At 61.4% G+C, this 23,279-nt stretch carries 24 protein-coding genes and 1 pseudogene; 6 read left to right on the forward strand and 19 right to left on the reverse strand.

The window, feature by feature from the left end; genetic code table 11:
• Positions 1–103: 103 nt before the first annotated feature.
• From HMPREF1316_RS07315 to HMPREF1316_RS07365, 11 genes are all read right to left on the reverse strand, one after another.
• Positions 104–1,216 (reverse strand): uroporphyrinogen decarboxylase family protein, encoded by a 1,113-nt coding sequence (locus HMPREF1316_RS07315; protein WP_021726352.1) that lies wholly within the window; start codon positions 1,214–1,216, stop codon positions 104–106.
• Between the two features lie 91 nt (positions 1,217–1,307).
• Entirely contained in the window at positions 1,308–2,135 is an 828-nt protein-coding gene (locus HMPREF1316_RS07320) for a MetQ/NlpA family ABC transporter substrate-binding protein (RefSeq protein ID WP_051332960.1), read from the reverse strand.
• A gap of 51 nt (positions 2,136–2,186) precedes the next feature.
• Positions 2,187–2,855, reverse strand: coding sequence for a methionine ABC transporter permease (locus tag HMPREF1316_RS07325; RefSeq protein WP_021726357.1), 669 nt, complete (start codon positions 2,853–2,855; stop codon positions 2,187–2,189).
• Between the two features lie 5 nt (positions 2,856–2,860).
• Positions 2,861–3,871, reverse strand: coding sequence for a methionine ABC transporter ATP-binding protein (locus HMPREF1316_RS07330; protein ID WP_021726340.1), 1,011 nt, complete (start codon positions 3,869–3,871; stop codon positions 2,861–2,863).
• 447 nt (positions 3,872–4,318) lie between these two features.
• Positions 4,319–5,248: an Abi family protein gene (locus tag HMPREF1316_RS07335; RefSeq protein WP_021726344.1), complete on the reverse strand. Its 930-nt coding sequence runs from the start codon at positions 5,246–5,248 to the stop codon at positions 4,319–4,321.
• Between the two features lie 240 nt (positions 5,249–5,488).
• Positions 5,489–6,238: an amino acid ABC transporter ATP-binding protein gene (locus HMPREF1316_RS07340; RefSeq protein WP_021726360.1), complete on the reverse strand. Its 750-nt coding sequence runs from the start codon at positions 6,236–6,238 to the stop codon at positions 5,489–5,491.
• A gap of 4 nt (positions 6,239–6,242) precedes the next feature.
• Positions 6,243–7,082 carry a transporter substrate-binding domain-containing protein gene (locus HMPREF1316_RS07345; protein WP_021726348.1) on the reverse strand — a complete coding sequence of 280 codons (840 nt, stop codon included), beginning with the start codon at positions 7,080–7,082 and terminating at the stop codon, positions 6,243–6,245.
• A 44-nt stretch (positions 7,083–7,126) separates the two neighbouring features.
• Positions 7,127–7,789, reverse strand: coding sequence for an amino acid ABC transporter permease (locus HMPREF1316_RS07350; RefSeq protein WP_021726358.1), 663 nt, complete (start codon positions 7,787–7,789; stop codon positions 7,127–7,129).
• Positions 7,790–7,954: 165 nt separating this feature from the next.
• The gene (locus HMPREF1316_RS07355; protein WP_021726342.1) at positions 7,955–9,034 is read right to left on the reverse strand and encodes an ABC transporter substrate-binding protein; all 1,080 of its coding nucleotides are present in this window, start codon (positions 9,032–9,034) and stop codon (positions 7,955–7,957) included.
• 70 nt (positions 9,035–9,104) lie between these two features.
• A complete protein-coding gene (locus tag HMPREF1316_RS07360) occupies positions 9,105–9,863 on the reverse strand; it encodes an ABC transporter ATP-binding protein (RefSeq protein ID WP_021726339.1) in 759 nt (252 codons plus the stop codon).
• Complete coding sequence (locus HMPREF1316_RS07365) at positions 9,860–10,864, reverse strand: ABC transporter permease (protein ID WP_021726338.1); 1,005 nt, start codon at positions 10,862–10,864, stop codon at positions 9,860–9,862. The genes HMPREF1316_RS07360 and HMPREF1316_RS07365 overlap by 4 nt, the downstream gene beginning before the upstream one ends.
• Positions 10,865–11,216: 352 nt before the next feature.
• Here HMPREF1316_RS07365 and HMPREF1316_RS07370 point away from each other — a divergent pair, with 352 nt between their 5' ends.
• From HMPREF1316_RS07370 to HMPREF1316_RS14760, 3 genes and pseudogenes are all read left to right on the forward strand, one after another.
• On the forward strand, positions 11,217–12,146 hold the full coding sequence (locus tag HMPREF1316_RS07370) for a radical SAM protein (protein WP_021726341.1): 930 nt from the start codon (positions 11,217–11,219) through the stop codon (positions 12,144–12,146).
• Positions 12,147–12,624: 478 nt separating this feature from the next.
• Positions 12,625–12,876: pseudogene (locus HMPREF1316_RS15070) on the forward strand (transposase); the annotation flags it as partial.
• A gap of 73 nt (positions 12,877–12,949) precedes the next feature.
• Positions 12,950–13,351, forward strand: coding sequence for a hypothetical protein (locus tag HMPREF1316_RS14760; protein WP_040651813.1), 402 nt, complete (start codon positions 12,950–12,952; stop codon positions 13,349–13,351).
• Here HMPREF1316_RS14760 and HMPREF1316_RS14900 read toward each other — a convergent pair.
• The 8 genes from HMPREF1316_RS14900 to HMPREF1316_RS07415 form a co-directional block, all read right to left on the reverse strand.
• On the reverse strand, positions 13,335–13,487 hold the full coding sequence (locus HMPREF1316_RS14900) for a hypothetical protein (RefSeq protein ID WP_332248189.1): 153 nt from the start codon (positions 13,485–13,487) through the stop codon (positions 13,335–13,337). The two genes, HMPREF1316_RS14760 and HMPREF1316_RS14900, sit on opposite strands and share 17 nt — an antisense overlap.
• A 264-nt stretch (positions 13,488–13,751) precedes the next feature.
• Entirely contained in the window at positions 13,752–15,032 is a 1,281-nt protein-coding gene (locus HMPREF1316_RS07385; protein WP_021726353.1) for a double-cubane-cluster-containing anaerobic reductase, read from the reverse strand.
• A gap of 375 nt (positions 15,033–15,407) precedes the next feature.
• Positions 15,408–15,596 (reverse strand): ATP-binding protein, encoded by a 189-nt coding sequence (locus HMPREF1316_RS07390; protein ID WP_021726354.1) that lies wholly within the window; start codon positions 15,594–15,596, stop codon positions 15,408–15,410.
• A 9-nt stretch (positions 15,597–15,605) separates the two neighbouring features.
• On the reverse strand, positions 15,606–18,170 hold the full coding sequence (gene leuS, locus HMPREF1316_RS07395; RefSeq protein WP_021726355.1) for a leucine--tRNA ligase: 2,565 nt from the start codon (positions 18,168–18,170) through the stop codon (positions 15,606–15,608).
• Positions 18,171–18,211: 41 nt separating this feature from the next.
• Positions 18,212–19,114 (reverse strand): sensor histidine kinase, encoded by a 903-nt coding sequence (locus HMPREF1316_RS07400; RefSeq protein ID WP_198009616.1) that lies wholly within the window; start codon positions 19,112–19,114, stop codon positions 18,212–18,214.
• Complete coding sequence (locus tag HMPREF1316_RS07405) at positions 19,111–20,007, reverse strand: ABC-2 transporter permease (protein WP_156901026.1); 897 nt, start codon at positions 20,005–20,007, stop codon at positions 19,111–19,113. The genes HMPREF1316_RS07400 and HMPREF1316_RS07405 overlap by 4 nt, the downstream gene beginning before the upstream one ends.
• Positions 20,004–20,915, reverse strand: coding sequence for an ATP-binding cassette domain-containing protein (locus HMPREF1316_RS07410; protein WP_021726343.1), 912 nt, complete (start codon positions 20,913–20,915; stop codon positions 20,004–20,006). The genes HMPREF1316_RS07405 and HMPREF1316_RS07410 overlap by 4 nt, the downstream gene beginning before the upstream one ends.
• Entirely contained in the window at positions 20,912–21,709 is a 798-nt protein-coding gene (locus HMPREF1316_RS07415; RefSeq protein ID WP_021726356.1) for a response regulator transcription factor, read from the reverse strand. The genes HMPREF1316_RS07410 and HMPREF1316_RS07415 overlap by 4 nt, the downstream gene beginning before the upstream one ends.
• Positions 21,710–21,826: 117 nt before the next feature.
• Here HMPREF1316_RS07415 and HMPREF1316_RS14080 point away from each other — a divergent pair, with 117 nt between their 5' ends.
• From HMPREF1316_RS14080 to HMPREF1316_RS07425, 3 genes are all read left to right on the forward strand, one after another.
• Entirely contained in the window at positions 21,827–21,988 is a 162-nt protein-coding gene (locus HMPREF1316_RS14080) for a hypothetical protein (RefSeq protein ID WP_021726346.1), read from the forward strand.
• A gap of 68 nt (positions 21,989–22,056) precedes the next feature.
• Positions 22,057–22,698 (forward strand): energy-coupling factor ABC transporter ATP-binding protein, encoded by a 642-nt coding sequence (locus tag HMPREF1316_RS07420; protein ID WP_021726351.1) that lies wholly within the window; start codon positions 22,057–22,059, stop codon positions 22,696–22,698.
• Positions 22,692–23,279, forward strand: a 588-nt coding sequence (locus HMPREF1316_RS07425) for a hypothetical protein (protein ID WP_021726349.1), incomplete at its 3' end; no start/stop codon positions are given. The genes HMPREF1316_RS07420 and HMPREF1316_RS07425, both read left to right, overlap by 7 nt.

The raw sequence follows: 23,279 nt of genomic DNA on the forward strand, positions 1-23,279 counted from the left end.
TTCTGGGAAAGCAAGGAAGAGACAGCCGAGTCCTCGCAATCGCCCCACGCCCGTTCCCGGTCCTCCGGTTGCGCGCCCGCTCATCGCCTGACAGGCCATGGGACTAGCGCCCCTCGGCCGCCAGCGGGCCGTCACCCTCGATGATGCCGCGCGCCATATGGCCTCTGCGTGCCCCGCGCCCATAGGTAGCGGCCGCGTTCATGAAGGCGACGAGGTGCTCGCGCGACGTCCCCACCGGGGTCGTGCAGCCGGGGCACAGCGTGAAGCCGCAGGGTGAGTCCGCGGTCTTGGCGATGCAGCTCCGCACGCTGGCGTCGATGTCGTCCACCGTGCCGTTCAGCAGCACGTCCACAGGTGGCACATTGCCCGTGATGGCTACCCGATCCCCATAGGCCTCCTTGAACTCGGCAAGGTCCTCCATGTTGTCCCCCCAGAATCCGCTCACACCCGAACCGATCACCTGATCCCAACGGTCACGTGTGTGCCCACAGATGTGGATGGTCGTGCTGCCCTGGAACTCGTTCATGCGACGGACCACCTGATCGAGGTAGGGCTTGTAGAACTCCTGGAACTGTCTCCTGTTGAGGAGGTCGCGCGAGGCCATGGGTTCGGAGAGCGCAAGGCCGATGCCCAGGCGCTCGTGCAGGTCGTGGGCACACTTCACCACGTTGTCCGTAGCGTACTGCATGAGCTTGTGCACGCCATCCCTGTCTTTGATCATGCCGCGCAGGAAGACCTCGGTGTCGATGAGCTGCCCCGCCGTGGTGATGGGACCCGCCAGGCCCGAGCCAAGGGTGCGCACGTCGCCATAGGCGTCCATCAGGCGCTCGAAGGACTCCACGATGAGGGGCAGGCGGCCATCCTTGTCGATGTCGACCAGCTCGGCCCCCTCAACCTCGCCGAAGGAGGAGAACTTGGGCTCACGTACGTACGAGACGCCGTAGTCCGGGTAGGTGAGCCGTGTGCCCAACGCCTCCACGAGCGCACGCAGGCCGAGGCCCACGCCCATGTTGTCGGCCCCAAAGTCCTCGGCAAGGTGGCTCTCCACGTCCACCATGATGTCGGCCGAGAAGTACCAGTCGCGGATGCGGTAGCCGTAGAGGGGCGGCGCCGTCTCCCCCGCCGAGAGGTTGGTGGGAATGCGGTCCACCTCCTCGCCGGCCGCATAGGCAACGGCCCGCTCCTTGGGAGTCATCTCCGTCTTGATCACATCCATGGGAAGCACCCCTCCACACTGGTTGCCGCACGCATCTGGCGGGGCGGCCGCGGACACGCCCACAGCCGCTCCGCCCCAAGCAAGGACCTCGCTAGCTCCAGGTGGGGACCATGGAGCCCTTCATCTCGTTGGCGAGGTAGTCCCTCAGGTGGTCGCACTGGACGGCCTTGGCAAGCCCCGTGGCCCACGCGGCGTCGGCATCCTCCTTGCGCACGACGAAGCCCACGGCGTACTCCTCCTCGTCCTGGGAGCGCGCGATGTAGGAGTTGGCATCCTTCCCGGCATTGACCATGTGGGCCGCGGCCAGGCAGATGCCGTCCACGTCGTCGATGGACTGGGGCAGCAGCTGCATCTCGGCCTCGATGAACTGTAGGTTCCTGGGGTTGTCCTTCACGTCGTGGATCGTGGGCGTCTCCACGCCGTCGGCGAGGGTAAGCAAGCCCTGGTCCTGGAGCATGGTCATGCCGCGTGCCTGGTTGGAGGCGTCGGAGCACATACCGAGGGTGGCGCCATCGGGCAGCTCGTCCAGGGACTTCCACTTGCTGGAGTACATGCCGAACAGCGGCGCGTACGACTTCGGCTCGACCATCACGAAGTCCGTGCCGTTGGACTTGTTGTAGGCCTCCAGGTAGGGCTCGTGCTGGTACCAGTTGCAGTCGATGCTGACCTCCCCCAGGGCCTGGTTGGGCAGGACCGAGTCATCAAACGACACGCCCTCAATCTTGTAGCCGGCGGCCTCGATGTCGGGCGTCACCGCAGCGAGCTTGTCCATGCTGTCGGCACGGGTGCCCACCTTGATGACCTTCGTCTCGCCCGCGTTCTGCGCACCTCCCGCGCCCCCACACGCAGCGAGGATGGATGTGAGCCCGGCCAGGCCAGCCATCCGCAGGGCGGTCCTTCTGGTGATCGATGCGGTCATGCTGCTCTCCTTTGTCTTCGCATTGCCTGCCGTCCCAAGGTCCACGGTCGCCTACTTGAGCTTCCGGTACACCCAGTCGCCGAGGTATTGGATGAGTGCGACGAGCACGATGAGGATCACGACGATCGTGTACATCACCTGCACGTTGAAGTTCTGGTAGCCGTACTGCAGCGCGATGGCGCCCAGGCCGCCCGCGCCCACGGCGCCGGCCATGGCTGTGCAGCCCAAGAGGTTGATCATCCCCAGGCTGAGGCCGGAGATAACGGAGGGCAGGCCCTCCTTGAGGTACACCTTGAACATGATCTGCCGCTTCGATGCGCCAAAGGACTGCGCGGCCTCGATGAGGGCCGGGTCCACTTCCTTGAAGGCGTTCTGGAAGATGCGACCCATGAAGGGGCTGCAGGCCACCGTGAGGGGCACCAGCGCTGCCGTGTTGCCGATGGACGAGCCCACGATGAGGCGCGTGAGTGGGATGATCGTGACGATGAGGATGATGAACGGGAACGACCTGATGATGTTCACGAAGATGTCGACGACCCTGAAGACGACCCTGTTGGGGCTGAGGCCATCCTTGTCCGTGAGCACCAGCACGATGCCCAGGAACATGCCGATGACCGTTGCCAAGAGACCCGCGATGGCGACCATCTTGAGCGTGTCGAGCACGGAGGGCAGGATGAGCATCTGGAAGATCTCCCAGAAGCTGAAGCGTGTCAGAACCATGGCCCCTACTCCTCCGTCTCGTCGGCGTCCACCGAGGCGGCCAGCCAGCTGTCGTCGGTACGGTCCCACTTGAGCGCATGCGCATCGAGGAAGGGCGCGATGCGGGCCACGTCCCCCTCGGCCACGTTGAGCGTGAAGAGTCCCACGCCCCTGCCGCGGAAGGGCTCGATGCCGCCCTCGACGATCGCGGGCACGAGCCCCGTCTCATGCGACAGCGCACCCAGGAAGCCCGTGCCCGCTCCCTCCGCGTCGAACGCGACGCGGAGGTTCGCGCCCGTCTCGGGCAGGCGGGACCGCTCGTCTCCCACTAGGCGCAGGAGCGATGCCGGGCGGCGGTAGAAGATGTCGAGGACGTCGCCCATGTCGGCAATCACGCCGTGCTCGAGGATGCAGGCCTTCTGGCAGGCCTTGCGCACCACCTCCATCTGGTGGGTCACGACGACGATGGTGATGCCCGTCTCCTCGTTGATGCGCATGAGCAGGTCGAGGATGGAGCTGGTGGTCTTGGGGTCGAGGGCGCTCGTGGCCTCGTCGCAGAGGAGGATCTTGGGGTCCATGGTGAGCGCGCGAGCGATGGCCACGCGCTGCTTCTGCCCGCCGGAGAGGTTGCGTGGACGGGCGTCCATCCTCTCCTTGAGGCCCACCAGCGCAAGGAGGCTGCGCACCTTGCGGTCGATGTCTTCCTTCGCGTAGCCCCAGCAGCTCATGGGCAGGGCCACGTTGTTGTACACGTTCTCGCGTTCGAGCAGAGAGAACTGCTGGAACACCATGCCAATCTGCCGACGGAGCTCGCGGATCTCCTGATGGGAGAGGTCCTTTATCTCGTGGCCGTCCACCACCATGCTTCCCGACTCGTAGCTGGTGAGGCCGTTGATGCAGCGCAGCAGCGTGGACTTGCCCGCACCGCTCCTGCCCACGAGGGCGTACATCTCTCCCTCGCCGATGGTGAGGTTGATGTCCCTAAGCACCTCGGCCCCATCGTCCCATACCTTGCCCAGGTGACGCATCTCGATCATGGCTGCTCCAAAAAGGTTGAGGCCGCCCCGTTCCCTGGCGACAACGGTATGCGAACCACACACGCGCTCGACGCCATTCTGTTTCCAGTATATTCATTATCATGTTCAATTAATTTGATGGATACGTATGGTTGCGTAAAACAAGGTGCAGAAGGCAGCGCTTATGCAGGCCACAGAGGCCCGTCCAACCCGCCCTTCATGGGGCTTGATGGGGGGGTGTTCGCGGAGCCTGATAGCACGGGCATCTACCAGCAAGAGTGTATCAAATCCGGCCCCCTCAAAAAGCTAGATGCATCTTTTTGGCAGGTATTTTGAAACAAAAGTGCATCTTTTCTTCGGTTGCCATCAAACGCAAGTGCATCTTTTCGCGGATGGTGCCAAAACCGTATCAGCTCCCCCAGATAGCGCCAGCGGACCGCTGGCCACCCATGGCAGCGGTCAACGTACTTATTGGCTCTCCAGGTCGCCTGCATCCTCTAAGTACGGCTTCCAGAGCGGGCACTCTCTCCACTCCCCCATGAAACCCATGCGCCCCTGGTTCCGACTTGAGAGCCTAAGGACCATATCCAGAAGCCGCTTACGCCAACCTGTGTCCGGGGCAACGCGCTCAAGCAGATAGCTCAGCATCGTAAGTGTCCCGAATATCTTGTCGTTCCTCACCTCGTAAGGGTCATGCCACTCGACTGCCTTCGGAATCTTGGGCGGATTGCCGATAATCCTGTTCCAGAGACGGCCATGGTGAGCGCAGATGTTGCGTACCGTGTTCACGGTCACCATCCATGAGTCGAGCACCTTGGTGCTAACGCCGAGTCCATCCGCAATTTGCTTCCTCACGGGCACGGGAGAGCCACTGTAGAGCGTCACCACCATACCGAAGTCCATAACGTTCACGAGTATCCAGTAGGGAGGCAGATTATGGTGATCGCCATACTTGTCATTGAAGTGCTTCGCGAAGGGCTCGCCTCCCTTGACCCTACCATAGGCATCGCGGCACTTCTCTACGAAGTGTTCATAGCGTTCCTCACTCAGCCTGGGGAGGTTGGTTTTGTCCAGAAACCCGAAGGGGCCGGTCTGCTCGGCCAGGAGGTATGCCAGCTGGGTGCGCATGTAGACCTCAACACGCTCCACGGCGTCGAGCACCACCAGACGGAACTGCCGGTCGAACACGTACATGTCCCAGGCGCGCTGGAATGTGGTGCCCTCCCAGAACTTGTCTGACCCTCGTTTCTTGTAGATGTGCCAGTAGCCGCTCAGGCGGTAGTAACCCACATCCTGGAGATGCCGGATGAGGTCGCTCCGGTCGGCAAGCATTCCGCGCTTTTTCATGAGGAGGTCGGTCTGCTGCTCAAAGGTGAGAAAGGGTTTGGTGTACTTCATAGGCGCAACATTCTCTAGATAGGCGAAAACCCGCCAGTGTGCATCGTTGAGAGGCCAGGCGGGCTTACTGAGAACATCTTATCACGGGTAGCGGTCAGCCCATACAGGATTTATGAGCGATTCTGCAGAAGTGCGAGCTACTCCACCAGGGACACAGGTCTCGTCTCCAACGCACCAAAAAGGGTGACAGGCCTCGCTGCGACCTGCCGCCCGACTATGATGTGGCCTCTCACCTGCCCCTCAGTCGCGCTCGACGAAGCTCAGGAACTCCCTCAGGCGCGGGTCGCGCGAGGCGTCGATGATCTCGGCCGGGGTGCCGTCCGCGGCGATGCGGCCCTGGTCCATGAAGATGATACGGTTGGCCACCTCATGGGCGAAGTGGATCTCGTGCGTCACCAGGATCATGGTGACGCCCAGCTCCGCAAGCTTCTTGATGGTGGCGAGCACCTCCCCCACCAGCTGCGGGTCGAGGGCGCTCGTGGGCTCGTCGAGCAGGAGCACGTTGGGCTCCACCGCCAGGGCGCGGGCGATGCCGACGCGCTGCTGCTGGCCACCGGAGAGCTTGGAGGGATAGAAGTCCTTGCGCTCCTCCATACCCACGAGCCTGAGGTAGTGCAGGGCCTTCTCGCGCGCCTGTCCCCTCTCCATTCGCTTGACCGTCACCAGGGGCTCCATCACGTTGCCGATGGCGGTGAAGTTCTTGAAGAGGTTGTAGCCCTGGAAGACCATGGCGGAGTGCTTGCGCAGCTCGAGGACGTCCCGCTCGGTGTGGTGAGCGGCATCGACCGTCACGTCGGCGATGCTCACGATGCCCGAGGTGGGTTCGGTGAGATAGTTGAGGCAGCGCAGCAGCGTGGACTTGCCGGTGCCCGAGGGGCCTATGATCGCGGTGATCTCATTCTTGTCCATCGTGAGGTTGATGTCCCTGAGGACGTCGGTGTCCCCAAAGCTCTTGCTCAGATGCTCGACGCGTACCAGCGGCTGTTCCATGGTCCTACTTGTTCGCATCGTCGTCGGAGATGAGCTGCGTCATGTCGGCATACAGCCACGTCTCGCAGATGGAGGCCATGCGACCGTCGGCGAGCATCTTGTCGATCTCGGCGTTGACGAAGTCGCAGTACTTCTGACCCTCGTCGGTCTTGGGGAAGAAGTAGGCCACGTTGTTGGAGAGCGTGCGCTCGTCGAGGATGCGCATCGTGACGCCGTTGGCGTTGTTGAACTTGTAGACGGCCGTGTCGGTGGTGAACACGGCATCGATGCGACCGAGGAGGCAGTCGTTGAGCGAGATGTTCGCGTCCTCGTAGGTGGTCACCGTAAAGCCGTACTGCGCGGCCATGTCGTTGGCGATCGTCTGGCTTGCGGAGCCCGCAGTGACGCCGCAGGTCTTGCCAGCCAGGTCCTCGAAGCCGTTGATGTCAGTGTTGTCGGGGGCAACCGTCACGTCCTGGGCATCGCCGTAGTAGGGGTGGGAGGCGAGGTACTTATCGGTGCGCTCCTTCTTGACGGCAAGGCAGTTGGCCACGAGGTTCGCGCGGCCGGCGTCCAGTTCGCCAAACATGGAGGAGAACTCCGCCTGCATGACGTTGACCTCCACGCCGGTGTCCTTCTTGATCTCCTCCCACACATCCGCGTCGATGCCCGTCCACGTGCCGTCGGCGGCGATGAGCGAGTAGGGCTCGCCCTTGCCGCTCGTCACGAGGCTCACCTTGGTGACCTTGTCAGCGGTGGCAGCATCCGAGGAGCCGGCACCACCCGTGCAGGCGGTCACAAGCGGCAAGGCGGCAAGCGCGGCTGCGGACGTGAGGAGTGACCTGCGGGTAATTTGAGCTGACACGAAACTTCCTCCCTCTGGCCCTGGGGGCCCACCACGGCAGGCCCCTAGTAGGCCTGCTCACACGTATGTTGCAGACGCCGGCTGGCGGCGCCGAACAGCTCGATGACACCCCAATAGACCAGCATGGCGGCGGCGTAGATCTCGAAGTAGCGAAAGGTGGAGGCACCCTCGATCTTCGCCTGTCCCATGATGTCGGGGACGCCGATCATGAACGAGAGCGACGAGAGCTTGATGAGGTTGATCATGTCGTTGAAGAGGGGTGGTATGGCCACCCGCACCGCCTGGGGGACCACGATCCGCCAGAACGTCTGGCCCTTGGAGAAGCCGAGCGACGCCGCCGCCTCACGCTGCCCCTCGTCAACGGACATGAGGGCGGCGCGTATGCTCTCCGACATGAAGGCCCCCACGTTGAGGCTCAGCACGAACGAGCAGGCGATGATGGGCGTCATGTTGCGGATGGCGGTGCTGTAGATCGCCAGGCCGAAGTAGAAGAAGTAGAGCTGGGCCACGGCCGGCGTGCCGCGCATGAACGAGACGAAGGCGCGTGTGATGGGATAGAGCACCTTGACCCTGTAGCTGCCCACCATGGCGACGAGGATGCCGATCAGGAGGGCGAAGACGGTCGAGACCACGGTGAGCTGCAAGGTTACCGACAGGCCACCCATGACCTTGGGGATGACCCGCACGAAGTAGTCAAAGTCGAACATGATCGCATCCTATCGGCAGATGGGTGGTGACCGACATCCGCTACCACCCACGTCACACATATCTCTGCATTATAAGTTGATGACTGTAAGAAAATCGACCGAAAGATGAATCAATCAGACTTCCGGTCGAAGGTGCGCAGAGGACGGCGCAGGCGGGACACGCGGCTATTGGACGTCATCCAGGACGGGAGCCCAGACCTTCGCCAGGACCTCGTCCGCACTCTGCTCGCTGTCGATGATGCCATACTTCTGATGGTCGGCGATGATGTCGAGCAGGGAGTCCTTGGTGCGCTGCTCGGTGATCGTGTAGTCGAACGCCTGCATGAGGGCGAGGTCGTCATCGCGGTCCCCGGAGGCCCAGGAGTTCTTGAGGAGGATGTCGAGCGCCTGCTCCGTGTTCTGCTCGATGAACACGCCGGCCTTCTGGAAGGCGCGCGTGTAGCGCTTGACGTGCACGGGGTTCTCCTTCGCGAAGTCGCTGTTGAATGCGAGGATGCAGCAGGGTTCGACCTTGAAGTCGTCATCGTAGGTGAGCGACCGGATGTAGGTGATGGTCCCATCGCTGACGAAGGGCATGGCGTACTGGTCCTCGAGGACCGCCGCCGCTATCTCGCCATTCTGCATCCCCTGTATGCAGGCCTCCTTGGCGACCTGCTTCCACTCGACGTCGGTCTTGGGATCCACCTCGTCGCGGCCCAGGAAGCGCATGGCGATGTTCTGGTCCGCGCTGCCCATGCCCTCGGGAACGCCGATGGTCTGGCCCTTAAGGTCCTGGGTCGACCGCACGCTCCCGTCCGTCAGGACGTAGAGCGACTTGCATCCCGAGTGGATGCCCAGGGTGAAGGTCATGCCGACGCCATTGTAGGCGGGTACCAGCAGCGAGGCGATGTGGGTGCCCACGACCTGCACCTGCCCCGATCCGACCGCATCGATCTTGGACTGGACGTTCATGAGCTCGCAGTCGAGGCCCTCGTCCGCGCTGTAGCCTTGGTCTTCGGTGATGCCGAAGGCGCCCAGGCAGAGACCCCCGCCGTAGCCCACGGTGAGCTTCTTGCCATAGAAGGGCTCCTTCTTGATGGCCTCCTCTTCCTCTTCCATCGACATCTCGTAGACGGCCTTGGCGGCGTCTGCGGCAGACGTGTCGTTCTCATTGGCACCGACCTGCGTGTTGCCGCATCCGACGAGGGCAAGCCCCGCCAAGGCCGCCCCGCCCACGAATCCCCTGCGCGTCACCATGCTGCTCATCCTGCTCCCCTCTCATGACCATGACCGATCCTGCTCGCCAGGCGCTCGCACGCCGACGGGCGTGCCGACGCTACGAGGAGACCCTCCCGAAGTTCAAAAGTGACAGAATCTGGTTGCGATATGCCGTAAACTCCCCACCCGCCCTGTTGCGCGGGTAGTCGAGGTCAATCTGGATGGCCTTCACCACATGGGTTGGGGCGGGAGACATCACGATGACGCGTGTGCCCATGTAGATGGCCTCGTCGACGTCGTGGGTCACCATGAGGATCACGTCGTTCTTGTCCTGCCACATGGCGAGGATCGTATCCTGCATCCCCATGCGGGTGAAGGCGTCGAGCGCCCCCAGCGGCTCGTCGAGGAGCATGACCTCTGGATCGTTGATGATGGCGCGAACGAGGGCGATGCGCTGCGCCATGCCCCCTGACAGCTGATGGGGATAGACGTCCGCGAAGTCTCTGAGGCCCGCGAGCTCAAGCATCCGGTCGATGCGTCGTTCGAGGTCGCCGTCCTCTCCGCACATGCGCGGGCCAAAGGCGATGTTCTTGCGCACCGTCAGCCACGGGAAGAGCGTGGGCCTCTGGAAGACCATGCCGCGACGCGGGCTGGGGCCCTCCACCTTGGTGCCGTCCAGCAGGACGGATCCCTTGGTGGGCACCTCGAGGCCGGCGACGAGGCGCAGGAGCGTGGACTTGCCGCAGCCAGACGGCCCTACGATGCACACGAACTCGCCGGCGGACGCTATAAGGCTCACGTCGTCGAGCACGTCGACCACGTCGTGGGGTCCCACGCCCGCGAAGCTCTTGCTCACGTGGTTGACCTCGAGCCTCATCGCTCCTCCACCATCCCCTCCTGCCAGACGAGCACCCGGCGCCTGATCCTCTCAAGCAGGAAGTTGACGGCCACGAAGATGAGGCATATGACGATGATCGCCCCGTACATCTTGTCGTACTCCGCCCAGTTCTTCTGCCAGGTGATGTACCAGCCCAGCCCGGACTGCACGCCTATCATCTCCGCCACGATGAGCGCGGTGCAGGCGGAGCTCATGGCCTGCGTCATGCCCTGGAAGATGCTCGGCAGGGCCGAGGGGATGGAGACGTGCGTCACCAGCTGGCGGGAGCTCGCGCCCAGGATGCGCGCCGCCTCGTAGTACGACCTGTCGATGGTGCGGATCCCCGTGATGGTGGAGACCGTGATGGCGAACCACACGCCCAGGGCGATGATGAACACCGCCCCCTGGAAGAGCGACATGGCCAGCACCATGACGACGGGAATCCACGTCGTTGACGGGATCGCACCCAGCAACCGTGTGAAGGGAGAGATCCAGTAGTTGATGCGCCTGCTGTAGCCGCAGGCGATGCCCGTCGCAAGCCCCACCACCAGGCCGATCGCATAGCCCGTGAACAGGAGGATGAGGGAGTGCCAGGTACAGTCGAAGAGGTATGCCCCATCGGAGAGGATGGCGTTCAGCACCTGGTCGACCGAGGGGAAGAAGGGCATCATGAGGCTGGCCGACTTGTCGGTGAGCAGGTCATAGCCAATGAAGAGCAGGTAGATGAGGACGTGGAAGGGCGCCTTGTGGCGTATGTGCCGCATGGTGCGCCCGGAGCAGAAGGTCAGGAGGGCGCCCGCCAGCGAGAGGGCCACGAGCGCACCCAGGAACCACACGTACACGAAGGTGGTGCGGTAGCCGGGCCTGTTGGGAACGTAGAGGTACTCGAGGATGCCGCCCATCCCCACCAGCACGGGAAGCAGGCAGACGGCATGGTCGACCGCTCTCTCCCGGGGCGTCTTGCGAGCGTTCTCGAGGTCGAGCAGTTCCTCCCTGCTCAAGTTTCCAGTCTCCATAGGCCTCCGCCATAGCCAGGTTCTCATGTCTCCCGCTCATATGAGGACCCATTATAGAATTATCATGGTCAATAAAACGTAGGCTTTCACTGGGCATCCGCCAGCGGCGGCAGACGAGGGCGTCCCGAGACGGGCGGGCGTGGACGAAGGCAGGCCATGGATCCCGCCCGCGGCCGTAGCTCCCCCGTTCGTACGACAGCACGACCGCTGGCGGAAACACGTCCCACACAGAGGGGGGACGGACCCTGCGCCTCACACTTCCCCGTACGGGCATTCTACAATGGGTGTATCTCATCGCCGGAGCAGGGGTGCCCCGGACGCCCAGGGAGGCGATACCATGCGGTACGAAGGCCAGATCTGTCGCACGCCACGTGAGCGCGCATCATTCATGCTGCCCATCAGCGTCGGATGCCCCTACAACCGCTGCAAGTTCTGCGACCTCTTCAAGCACCTCAGCTACCGCACCCTGCCCTTCGAGCAGGTGAAGGCCGAGGTGGGGCGCATCGCGGCCACCGGGAGGTCCCCGCGCGGCGTCATGCTGGGAGACGGCAACGCCTTTGGCGTGAGGACGGAGGATCTGCTCGCCGTCCTCGAGCTCATACACCGGCAGCTTCCCGGCTGCGCCAGCGTGAGCGCCGATGCCACCATCTCGAGCATCGCCGCCAAAAGCGACGAGGAGCTCGCCAAGATCGCCACAGGTGGCCTGCGCACCCTCTACATCGGCATCGAGAGCGGCCTGGACGACGTGCTCGCCTTCATGCACAAGGAGCACGACAACACGACCGCCCGCAGGCAGATCGCCCGCCTGCACGCCGCTGGCATGGAGTACGGAGCCCACATCATGACGGGCATCGCCGGCCACGGGCGCGACATCGAGAACGCCCGGGCGACAGCGGCCTTCCTCAACGGAACCAAGCCCCTCTACATCTGCAACTTCAGCCTCTTCCTGCATCGGGACGTGGAGCTGGGCCGGGAGGTGGAGCGTGACAGCTTCGTGCCCGCCAGCGAGCAGGAGAACCTGCACGAGGACCGCGAGCTGGTCTCCCTCCTGGAGGGACCGGTCGACTTCGACGGCTTCCATGACTACGTGGAGCTGCGCGTGCACGGCAGCCTGCCCGAGGATCGCGAGCGGATGCTGCGCCAGCTGGACGCCGCCATCAAGGAGTTCGAGGTGGAGGAGCCCCTCTTCTCGATGGTGGGGTCCATCGCCAGGCAGAGGGAGCCCAAGGACGAGGAGGATCCCGAGGAGACCCGCGTGGCCTCGTAGGCGCCCGCGTGGCGGGGCTCCATCGCGCCTGCCACACGCGGCACGGGGTATCGCAGCAGCTGCGGCACCCCCTTCCTCGCAACGATGGCCTCATGGGAGCGAAACGGCCCCAAGTGCGTGCCCGGCCGTGTGCTTGCGGCGCGTCGGCGGCGTCCACTGCCGGCAAACGCCCAGGATTTCTGTTCGTGAGGGGCTGGGATTGCTCCGGTTGACCACGCGAGCCCCCTTTGGGCCTCGATGCCGGCACGCACTTGGGGCCGTTTCGCTCCCTCAAGAACCATGGGGCTGTATCAAAGGCACCTCCCTTTAGAGCGGGACCCAAAGCAGACTCCGCTCTCCTTTGACGGAAAAGGACTGGCAACGGCGGCTCTGCAGTTGCAAAGTATAGCCATTCATCAGTGGAAACGTTGGCATTTGGTATCATTGTCCCGACATCGGCGACCTTGTTCCCGAGAACTCCCTTCCCCGCGTGGTGGATATGGTCGTGGAGTCCATCGACAGATCCATCCTCACGGCGCTCTATCCCGGAGGAGGATGTCCCGCCCACGACCCACAGGTTATGCTCAAAGTGGTGCTGCTGGCCTACGCCCAAGGCATCTGCTCCTCCCACAGGATCGCCCAGGCGACGTGTGAGAACGTTGGATTCCTTTGGATCTGTGACATGCAGCCCCTCGACCACAGCACCGTCAACCGTTTCCGTTCCGAGCACATCTGCCCCGTCTCCGAAGAGGTGTTCTCAAAGTTCATATCCCTCTTGGCCGACATGGGCCTCGTCACCCTTGACGGCACCAAGATCGAGGCGAATGCGAACAGGCTCAGAGGAGGAGAGGCTCGCGGCCGAGGGACCCAGCGACGTCGACTCCGAGACCATCGCCGAGGCCGCACGGCACATCAACAAGCGTATCAGGGAGAAAGGCGTGGGCAAGTGTCTCAAAGACGACGCAGGCAAGGCGCTTCGCCGCGTCGAGCGCATGCTCGAGGGCGAGTGGAGAGAGAAGATGGTACACAACGAGAGAAACGCCACCGACCTCGCAGGCCGTGGCTTCCTCTCCAAGACCGACCGCGATGCCACCTTCATGCGCGCGGAGGATGACCACATGGGAAACGGTCAGCTCAAGGCCGACTACCGCGTGCAAGTGGGGAGAGGGGAGCCGTCGGCTCGGGGGCCCATCCTCTGCCAGTGGCTCCCTACATGGGCTCAGTGATGGCCGAGTTGGCGACCACCTTGAGGGCGCCACCACTCAGCGTGTTGCTCACGGGGCAGCTTGCTTCCACGTCCTTCACGAGGGCATCGCAACTCTCCTGCGACGACTCCATCTGGAAGTGGAGGGTTATGCGAATCTCCTTGAAGCCGTGGTAGTCCGAGAGAGCAGAGCAGCAGCTCGACCGGGTTCATCCCCTTGCCGGTGCCCTTGGAGGCGACGGGCTCGTCGATGGGGGTGTCGTGGTTGCTGCCGGCGGGGCAAGGACGAAGACCGTCCCGACCCCAACGGTCACCTTGATGAGCGTGCAACGCGTGAGCATCTCCCTCATGAACCTCCTCCCTGTCGCACCCGGCGCGCGAGTCGCTGCGCGGCCCGCCTCATGCATGGTTCCGTGCCAGGCCTAGATCATCTCGATGAAGGCCTGGATGCGGGTCGTCAGCTGGCCCGTGTCCTCGTTGGAGTAGTCGGTCGAGATGTGCATGTAGGGGATGCCCGCCTCTTCGGCCGCCTTCCGCATCGTGAACGACTCCATGTCGTAGAGCGTGCAGAACTGGAGCGAGCAGTCGACGATGCCGTCGGCATGCAGGTTCTTGGCCATGCCGATGACGTCCTTCATGCGGCCCTCGTTGGGCGTGAAGATGGCGCAGTTGATGTCGTAGTAGCGCTCCGCTATCCGGTCGAGCATCTCGTCGACCGTCTCGCCGGACTCATCGACGAGATCCTTGTAGTAGCGCGAGCCCGTGCAGCACTCCTCGCCCACCACGACGGCGCCGGCCTGCTCGATGAGGGTAAAGAGCTTCCAGAACGGGACGGGCATGGGCGTTCCGGTATACAGGACGCGCTTGGTGCCCTTGGGGGCCACGCCTACGCCGTCCCTCACGCGCCGCTCGCACTCGTCGGCCATGGCGTTGATGGCTGCCGTCAGGCGCACCGGGTCGTCCATGAAGGCGGCCTGCACGGTGAGGAGGCAGTCCAGCCCAGAGATGGGGGCGGGGTCCGCCGCCCGCGTTGCGGACAGGCGCTGGAGCGCGCGGCGCTTCTCGTTGACGAGCCTGATGGCCGCCCTCAGGCCCTCTTCCGTGATCTTGACCCCAGTCTCCTGTTCCACGCGCTGGGCCAGGAGACGTACCTGCTCCCTATAGGAGGCAAGGGCGGTATCGGTCTTGACGTTGGGAACATCCATGATGTGCATGGGCTTCTGCGTGCCGAAGAACTCGTAGGCCTTCTTCTTGCCGTCGCAGGTGTTCTCGCCCACCACCAGGTCGCTCGACTCGATGTAGGGGCAGACGCGCCCCAGCTTGAAGCCGTTGAAGCTCTTGATGAGCGGACAGGTGTTGTGGGGGATGTGCTTCTCCACCTTGTCCGTGGCCCAGTCGGCGCCGGAGCAGAGTCCCACAGAGATGCCTCGGGCGGCCATGATGACTTCCTCGGGCACGTAGAGGCAGAACGAACCCACGATCTTTGTGGCGGTACCGGCCTCCTTCTGGTCGAGCATCTCCTGGATGCGCCCGGAGTGGATGTTGGCGACCACGCTGTCGAGGTAGTCGGTGCTCGCCGGGCGGTTCTCCTGCACAAGGAACGAGTCCTGGAACATCTGCCCCACCGCTGCCAGTAGCCCATCATGGGCCTCGACGTCCATGCCTAGGCTCTCCCACATGGGATGATAGTCGACCTCTGCCATAGCCTCTCCTCTCCTTTGGTGGCCTTGGGCCACGCCCCTCCCTTGGCAATCCCGGGCCTTGCTCCCCCTCGTGCAGTCCGTATGCATGAACCCAGTATTTCATGAATTTGATCATATTTTCTGCCCGAGGCTACCCCACTGGAGGCGCAATCACGTAAGCGGTGGCAGTCGCTACGGCAAAGGCGAGGGACATCGAGAAAGCGCGCGTTGAACCGAGGTCACCTCGCGTTTGCCCAGTTGGGAATTTTCAACGTGAATCCAACGCACACTTGGCCTGGCTCCTAGTGGGCGAGTACCTCCTCGATGATGCTGCGGGGATCCCCGACGCGCGACTCGTCGAGCTGGCGATAGTCCGCGCCCATCAGACGGGCAGGGTCACGGCAGCTCCACCACGCGCAGGTCGCCACCCATGAGTGCGGGCAGCGCGCGGACGGCCGTCGTCTTGCCCGTGCCCTTCTCCCCCTGGATGAGGACGCCGCCGATGGTGGGGTCGACCAGGTTGAGGACGAGGGCGCGCCGCAGGTCGTCCTGGCCGACGAGGGCGCTGAAGGGATAGCTCGCCATGACGAGCCCCTACACCGCTACGATGTTCACGAGGCGCCCGGGCACGACGATGACCTTCCTCACGTCCCTGCCGGCAATCTGCTCGGCCACGGCCTCGCGGGCCGCCGTCTCGAGCTCGTCCTTCGGCGCGTCCACCGCCACCTCGATGTGGGCACGGTTCTTACCCTTGACCTGCACCACGATCTCGACCATGTCGCTCTTGGCCTGCTCGGCGTCGAACGCGGGCCAGGGCTCGTCGTAGACGGAGCCTGTCTGGCCCAGCGCCTCATGGAAGAGCTCCTCGGCCCAGTGCGGGCAGATGGGCGCCAGCATGGCCACCAGGTCGTGTGCCACGCGCCAGCACACGGAGGCGGCGCGCTCGCCCTCGGCGGTCTCCAGCAGGTACTTGCTCGCGGCGTTCGTGAGCTCCATGCATGCGGAGATGGCCGTGTTGAACTGCCCGCGGTCGAAGTCGGCCGTGCAGCGCAGGCCGAGCTCGTGCAGGGTGCGGTTGAGCTCCTTGGCCCTGGCGTCCAGCGTCGTCACGTCAAGCGGCGCCGCAGCGTCACCGGCGTTGGCAAGCTCCCACACCACGCGCCACGCGCGCCTGATGAAGCGGTTCGCGCCCGCGACGGCATCCTCGTCCCAGTCGAAGTCCTTCTCGGGCGGGGCAATGAAGAGGATGGCCAGGCGCATCGTATCCGCGCCATACGGCCCGATGACGCTCGAGGGCGGCACCACGTTGCCCTTGGACTTGCTCATGGTGTCGCCGTTGGCATCCTTGACCATGCCCTGGCAGAGCAGGTTGGTGAAGGGTTCGTCCGTGCCCACGAGGCCGAGGTCGCGCATGACCTTGGTCCAGAAGCGCGAGTAGAGCAGGTGCAGGATGGCGTGCTCGATGCCACCGATGTAGTTGTCGACGGGCATCCAGCGGTCCACGGCCTCGCGCGAGAACGGTGACGCATCGTTGTGCGGGTCGCAGTAGCGCAGGTAGTACCAGCTGGAGCAGGTGAAGGTATCCATGGTGTCGGTGATGCGGCGGGCCGGCTTGCCGCACTTCGGGCAGGTGGTCTCAAAGAAGGGTGCGTACTCGGCAAGCGTCTCGCCCGCACCGAGGTCGAGCCCCTCGGGCAGGCGCACCGGCAGCTGGTCCTCGGGCACGGGGACGTCACCGCAGTCGTCGCAGTGGATCATGGGGATGGGGTTGCCCCAGTAGCGCTGGCGGCTGATGAGCCAGTCGCGCAGGCGGAACTGCACCTTCGCGCGACCGCAGCCATGCTCCTCGAGCCAGCCGAGGATGGCCGCGACGCCCTCCGAGTGCTTGCCGCCCTTGAGGCCCGTGAACGCACCGGACTGCACGAGATATCCCTCGATGGCCATGGCGCCGTCCCAGTCGACGTCGCGAACCACGATGTCCCTCTGATCCTTGAGGCGCTCGTACAGCGGACCATCCTTCTCGCAGATGATGGGGACGATGTCCAGGCCATACTTCTTGGCGAACTCGAAGTCGCGCTGGTCGCCGCAGGGCACGCCCATGACGGCGCCGGTGCCATAGTCCATGAGCACGTAGTCCGCCACCCAGATGGGAAACGGCTCGCCCGTGATGGGATTGATGACGAAGCGGCCGGTGGGCACGCCGTGCTTCTCGCGATCGGAGCCCTGACGCTCCACGCTGGAGACCCTCTCGGTGGCAGCGCGCAGCTCGCGATAGGCGGCCTCGTGCTCGGTGCCCACGACCAACTCCTCGGCAAGCTCGCTCTCGGGCGGCAGCACCATGAAGGTGGTGCCGAAGAGCGTGTCCGCGCGCGTCGTGAACACGGTGATGGTGCGATCCGTGGGCGTCACACCGTCCTCGTCCGCCAGCCTGAAGTCGATCTCGGCACCCTCGGAGCGGCCGATCCAGTTGCGCTGCTGGGCCTTCACGTTCTCGGGCCAGCCCGTGAGCGTGTCGAGGTCGTCCAGGAGCTCCTGGGCGTAGTCGGTGATCTTGAGGTACCACTGCGAGAGGTTGCGCCTCTCGGGGATGGAGCCGCACCTCCAGCAGCGGCCGTCCACGATCTGCTCGTTGGCGAGCACCGTCTTGCAGCCGGGGCACCAGTTGACCGGCGAGGTGGCGCGGTAGGCCAGGCCCCTCTTCCACATCTGGATGAACATCCACTGGCCCCAGCGGTAATACTCGGGGTCGCAGGTGTTGAACATGCGGTCGTAGTCAAAGGAGAAGCCCATGCGCCTCATGGTGCGCACGGCCCGGTCGATGTTCTGGTAGGTCCACTTGGCCGCCTGCGTGTGGTGCTTGATGGCGGCATTCTCCGCCGGCAGGCCGAAGGCGTCGAAGCCCATGGGGTGCAGCACGTCAAAGCCACGCATGTGCGCCTGGCGGGCCATGGCGTCGCCGATGGTGTAGTTGCGCGCATGGCCCATGTGCAGGTCGCCGGAGGGGTACGGGAACATCTCGAGCACGTACCGCTTGGGCTTGGCCGGATCCTCGTCGGTCCTGTAGAGGCCCTCGTCCTCCCACCTCTGCTGCCACTTGATCTCTATGGCCTGGGCGTCATACGACGGGTAACTCGTGTTTTCGCTTGCGCTCTCGCTCATGGGAAAGACCTTTCCTGCATGCGGACATACGATGAACGATTCTAGCAGGTATTCGACTTGTCCCGGCACAACGGGGACAAGATGAAGCTAATGGCGCCATCGCCAGTCGTGGCTCGCAGAGACATCCCCATATCACGCGCAAGGGAGTGTGCAATAGAAAGACCCAAGCCCATGCCAGACGCACGGCGCGAGGCATCTGCCTTCCAAAAGCGATCGAAGAGATGAGTCATATCCACCGCTTCCCCCTCCTTCAAGTCGTTTGTAATGCTAAGGCTCCATTGGTTTGCATCGCCCTGCTGGAAAAGGGAGGGCGGGGACACCCCATGACGCAAGGCATTAACAACGAGATTGTCAAGGACTCTCCGAAGGGCCTCTCGATCGGCAACAACTCGAAGCGCTTCGTTTTCGAAGCTGACACGCGGCTCCCATCCCCGTTGGCGAAACTCGATCTCATGATCGTCAAGAACTTCAATCAGTAATGTCAGCACTCCCACCTGCTCATATATGTAGCTGCGATCGGGATCATTCGCCCACGCGTATACCTGCAGCCTGTCAAGCATGCCCTCAGCCGCATCTATTCTTTCGACTGCGGCATCAAGGCGCGCTTGTATCCCAGGATCGTCTACTGTCCTTCTTGCAAGCTGCACGTATCCCTTCACACCGGTAAGAGGGGTACGCATATCATGACCAAGAGCAGACAAGCCCCGCCTGAAGGATCTCTGCTCCGCAAGGCTTGCACTCAATTGCTGCTGCATGAGAGCGAGGTGGGCATTCACTATCCGGGCAAATCTTCTCCATCCTCGGCTAGCAAGCATTGCCCCCATGTGAATGCTTCCCAAAGAGGTCTTGTCCTCGAATATTCGTCCCTGTCGACGAATCTCACCCTCATAGATAAGGCTCGCAAAAAGAAAGCCGAGTGCCACTCCAACTATCAGGCCAATCAATGTCTGCTCCAGCGTCCAAGCGCACATATGCCTACCAACACCAGCAGAAGGACGGCAACGTCCACAAGCAAGATGTGCCACAGCGGATCGATTCCCGCATTCCCCAAGATCGTAAGCACCCTGTTGGCAACGTCCGATTCGGTACTCCCATATCTGTCAAAGAAAATCTGAGAACCTTGTCCCAACAGCTGGCCATTGCAATAGGGAAGCAATGTTGCAATCCGCGAAAGAGCGGGCCATTGCCGCGCAGCCATCATGAAAGACGCCCATACGGCCATGCCAATAATCCCCGATCCCATTGCTGCACCGACCACCATTCCCTTCGTTCGACTTTTGAGAACGGCAGTCAACAGCAACGAAAGCGCAGCATAAGCAGTGAGATGCAGCCATGCAAGTACAAGCCACCCGGTAAGCATCCAAGCCTCTTCCGAAAAAGAGAACGAGAATCCTCTCGCGATAAGCGTCAACCGAGATGCGCCCGCAGAAAGCAGCAACACCAAGGCAGATGCCATTGTGCAAAGGACGACCTTTTCAAGGAGATAGAGGCGCCTGGAGCAGCCCGTTCCCAGTAGATTGCACTCATAGCCCCATACGAAGTCGGATGACATGAGGCCCGCACCAAAAAGCGAGATAACAAGCGTCAATGAGCCACCCGCAAGAAAGGCCTGCCCCCACGCTCGCGTCAGAAACTTTGCGCTTTCGGATGCGGGCACACTTGCGCCATACCACCCATGCACGCCAAAGACGAGTGATGCAGATACACCAAGACCCAAGCCCGACTCCGACACAACGAGTGCTGACCAAGCACCTAAGGCAACAACGATGACAGCCAGAATCCAACACGGCCTAGTCCGCGATATGCGATAAAAATCTGATAATAACAGATTTGTCATGATGAGTCCCTTGCACCATCCAAAAGCACCTCTTCAGGACTCCTCCTTGACCTGTACATCTCAAGTACCTCTGCGTCCATATCGTGCAGCAACCCAGACAGCAGGTACTCATCGGTATCCCTTATGCAAAGATAGTCCTCTCCTGTCATCATATCGCGACACGATTCGATGCAGTCGGGTCCCAAGGATTCCTCAAGTAGAACCATAACCCTCGGCAAATCAACAGTGCGAAGCCTAATTGAGCCATCGCATTCGACCAGCAGGCGTGTCGTGGAAACCTCACGCTGTAAGCGCCCCTGTTTCAGGACACCATAATGTGTCGCCATTGACTGGAGCCAGCCTATTCGTCGCGAGGCCATGACGATGGTAATCCCCGTTTCCTCGTTAAGTGTAAGAAGGGTTGAGCTAAGTTCAAGGGACGAACGAGAGTCAAGCCCCACAAATGGCTCATCCAATAAGAGCAAATCGGGCCTATTGACAAGGGCGAGCGCGATTCTGATGCGTACACGCTGGTCGACCGAAGAATATCTAACACGAACCTTAATATCGTTCACACCAAGGGTATCCAGAACCTCAATACAGCGAGCTCGGGCGTCAACCAATCCACTGGCCAAGGCCTTGATCATGAGATTATCAAGCGCAGTGAGATATCCAATGGTGGATTGTGGCCCAAGCATCGCCCCAACACGAGTTCGGGAATATCGCGTCGAACGGTTACCGAACAAGATGACTTCACCCGTATCAGCAGCCATCAGCCCAGAAGCTAGGCTCAGCAGCGTTGTTTTTCCAGACCCCGCATCACCGACAAGCCCATAGATCGCGCCATTCTCTACATGCATCGACACCGCATTGACGGCCTTCACCCTACCCCACACCTTCGTTAAGGATGCTGTCTCGAGGGCGTTCACGCGGGGATTTCCCCATCATCTTGTGGAACAACGAGCCTGAATCCTACACCCCAAACGGTATCAATGTAGGAATCGGTCCCCGTCGGCCTCAGCTTTGTTCGAATGTTCGATATATGGACATTCACCGTCCCTGCATCATTGGAAAAACGTTCGCCCCAGGCAATTTCGAATAGCTCTGGACGCGTAAAAACCCTTTTGGGATGGCTGACGAGCGCCTCGACGAGATTGAACTCTATGCATGTCAGAGACAACGAAACCTTGTCGATCTCAAGCGTCCTGCAATCCCGGTCCAGCACCCACCTACCCACTGAGACCCGACTACGGCCGATCTTCTCGGAATCCTCATGTCTCGTGTGACGCAGTTGGACGCCAACGCGTGCTATCAGCTCCGCTATGTCAAAGGGCTCGGCCAGATAGTCATCTGCGCCAAGCGACAAGAGATCTACCTTGTCCGAAGTACTTCCACGGGCAGATATAATGAGTATGGGTATAGTGCTATCTCTTGACCTTATGGCACTCACGACCCGCTCTCCCGGACACCCCGGCAACATGAGGTCGCAGATGACCAGATCATAGGGCTGGGCCCCAAACTCTCTCAGTGCATCGTTGCCAGCATAGCTTGCATGGCACTCATATCCCTCGGCACTCAAGCAGTCCATCACGATGGTCGAAATGTCCCGGTCGTCCTCTACCACCAATACCTTTTCGTGCATGAGAACCGACACCTCCCGGGACATCCTGCCACAATTTGGATTATAGCCATTCAGCTCATACGTTATTTTTCCATGGCGCATCTTATGACTTTCTTAGTATCTGCTTTATTTGACCTTAAGACTGATCGAGCACAATGCAAAGCATGGTCGACCAGCATGCAATCGCATTCAGAACGAGAGGAAGAGTTGAGGATTGCCATGGATAACCAAGATCCGCGCCAGACCATAGATGATTTCATTGTCGAAAACCCCATGGAACAGAAAGAACTCGAGAAGGAACTTGAGACATGCAGGCTCGAGGATGTCCTTAGCCCTGTATATCTCTTCCAGAACGTAAACGCCACTTTCATTGGCTGGTAGACCAACGAGGGGCCCGTGGCCTCCATGGAGTCCACGGGCCTTTCCGTGTACCATTTTGGACAATCATCATGAAGCTAATTGATTACTCGGTCGGATTTAGAAACAGAACGGTACTGAGTCATGCGGATGTCTCGTTTCCCGCAGGTCGTATCAACCATCTTCTAGGCAAAAACGGCAGTGGCAAGTCTACCTTCGCCAAGTCGCTCGCAGGGCTCATACCACACGGGGGGATCGTGTCCACCCAAGGTGGAGAAGTGAGCGTAATCGGAAGCTACAGCGGTCTGCCACTCGATCTCCACGTATCTGATGTCATCAGAGCCGCAGAAGCACACTCTGATGGCAATGCCTGCCGTAGGCTGTATCAGGGCCTGAACATAGCCTCAATCCAGGAAGGTCTAAGGCTTAGGAGGCTCAGCGACGGCCAGAGGCAGAAACTCAAGATTCTCTTCTTTCTCTCCAAGAACCCAAAAGTCATCGTGCTCGACGAATGCACTTCCGCACTCGATCAGACAAGCACGCGAACGATACGGTCGTTCTTTAACAAGTACCTTAATCGCCCGGAAATAACCTCTATCAACATTACCCATGATCTGTCTGATCTCACAGAAATGCCAGGAGCCAACTATCTCCTTGAGGATGGGCACATAGAGAAGGACCTTCCGACGAAAACCATAGTAAGGCGCTATATAGGAGGTGGCGTTCCATGCTAGTCGAACTTCGACGCTTCTCTCATGGCGTGTATCTCCCCATCACGGTCGCGCTGTCCATGGGCCTGTTCGCTCTTGGGTATGTCATGCAGATTCCCGCCTATCCTGACGGAGTCGACCTTGAGGGGACGTTGCTCGGGACCTACGTCGTTCTTACACAACTGGGTGTCTTCATACTTCCTGCCTTGGCGGCGTCCTACGTCTGTCTCGACTTCAGCGAGAAATCCATCCTCTTCTATCAGGACCTAGGAATGGGCTCGGTCCGCTACTTCGTTGCGAAGGACCTATGTCTCATACTGTTCTTCACGCTAGGAGCTACCATCGGGCTGTCCGTTACCTGCCTTCACTTTGGCGATTTCCGACCTTTCCTCAGCATGTTGCTGCACTTTGTAGCAGTCATAGTCACATACTTTTCCTTCTATACGATGCTTGCTTGTATCCTTGGAACCTTCATCAGGTCGTACTTTGTCAGTTTCATCTACTCGCTCGTTGCACTCTATGTCGCCCTCTCAAACAAATCCCTGAGGTTCCTACAGTTCTTTGAGCAAAATGGCTTCGTCTACAAGGATCTTGAAAGGAATATC

It is taken from the genome of Olsenella profusa F0195 (genome assembly GCF_000468755.1).
Classification (GTDB): domain Bacteria; phylum Actinomycetota; class Coriobacteriia; order Coriobacteriales; family Atopobiaceae; genus Olsenella_F; species Olsenella_F profusa.

Excerpts from the sequence above, each read along its gene's own strand:
- HMPREF1316_RS07350 (WP_021726358.1), bottom strand. The coding sequence starts at position 7,789 with ATGTTCGACTTTGACTACTTCGTGCGGGTCATCCCCAAGGTCATGGGT.
- HMPREF1316_RS07385 (WP_021726353.1), bottom strand. The coding sequence starts at position 15,032 with ATGGCAGAGGTCGACTATCATCCCATGTGGGAGAGCCTAGGCATGGAC.
- HMPREF1316_RS07370 (WP_021726341.1), top strand. The coding sequence starts at position 11,217 with ATGCGGTACGAAGGCCAGATCTGTCGCACGCCACGTGAGCGCGCATCA.
- HMPREF1316_RS07360 (WP_021726339.1), bottom strand. The coding sequence starts at position 9,863 with ATGAGGCTCGAGGTCAACCACGTGAGCAAGAGCTTCGCGGGCGTGGGA.
- HMPREF1316_RS07320 (WP_051332960.1), bottom strand. The coding sequence starts at position 2,135 with ATGACCGCATCGATCACCAGAAGGACCGCCCTGCGGATGGCTGGCCTG.
- HMPREF1316_RS07330 (WP_021726340.1), bottom strand. The coding sequence starts at position 3,871 with ATGATCGAGATGCGTCACCTGGGCAAGGTATGGGACGATGGGGCCGAG.
- HMPREF1316_RS07340 (WP_021726360.1), bottom strand. The coding sequence starts at position 6,238 with ATGGAACAGCCGCTGGTACGCGTCGAGCATCTGAGCAAGAGCTTTGGG.
- leuS (WP_021726355.1), bottom strand. The coding sequence starts at position 18,170 with ATGAGCGAGAGCGCAAGCGAAAACACGAGTTACCCGTCGTATGACGCC.
- HMPREF1316_RS07405 (WP_156901026.1), bottom strand. The coding sequence starts at position 20,007 with ATGACAAATCTGTTATTATCAGATTTTTATCGCATATCGCGGACTAGG.
- HMPREF1316_RS14760 (WP_040651813.1), top strand. The coding sequence starts at position 12,950 with ATGCGAACAGGCTCAGAGGAGGAGAGGCTCGCGGCCGAGGGACCCAGC.
- HMPREF1316_RS07355 (WP_021726342.1), bottom strand. The coding sequence starts at position 9,034 with ATGAGCAGCATGGTGACGCGCAGGGGATTCGTGGGCGGGGCGGCCTTG.
- HMPREF1316_RS07390 (WP_021726354.1), bottom strand. The coding sequence starts at position 15,596 with ATGGCGAGCTATCCCTTCAGCGCCCTCGTCGGCCAGGACGACCTGCGG.
- HMPREF1316_RS07335 (WP_021726344.1), bottom strand. The coding sequence starts at position 5,248 with ATGAAGTACACCAAACCCTTTCTCACCTTTGAGCAGCAGACCGACCTC.
- HMPREF1316_RS07420 (WP_021726351.1), top strand. The coding sequence starts at position 22,057 with ATGAAGCTAATTGATTACTCGGTCGGATTTAGAAACAGAACGGTACTG.
- HMPREF1316_RS07415 (WP_021726356.1), bottom strand. The coding sequence starts at position 21,709 with ATGCGCCATGGAAAAATAACGTATGAGCTGAATGGCTATAATCCAAAT.
- HMPREF1316_RS14080 (WP_021726346.1), top strand. The coding sequence starts at position 21,827 with ATGGATAACCAAGATCCGCGCCAGACCATAGATGATTTCATTGTCGAA.
- HMPREF1316_RS07325 (WP_021726357.1), bottom strand. The coding sequence starts at position 2,855 with ATGGTTCTGACACGCTTCAGCTTCTGGGAGATCTTCCAGATGCTCATC.
- HMPREF1316_RS07315 (WP_021726352.1), bottom strand. The coding sequence starts at position 1,216 with ATGGATGTGATCAAGACGGAGATGACTCCCAAGGAGCGGGCCGTTGCC.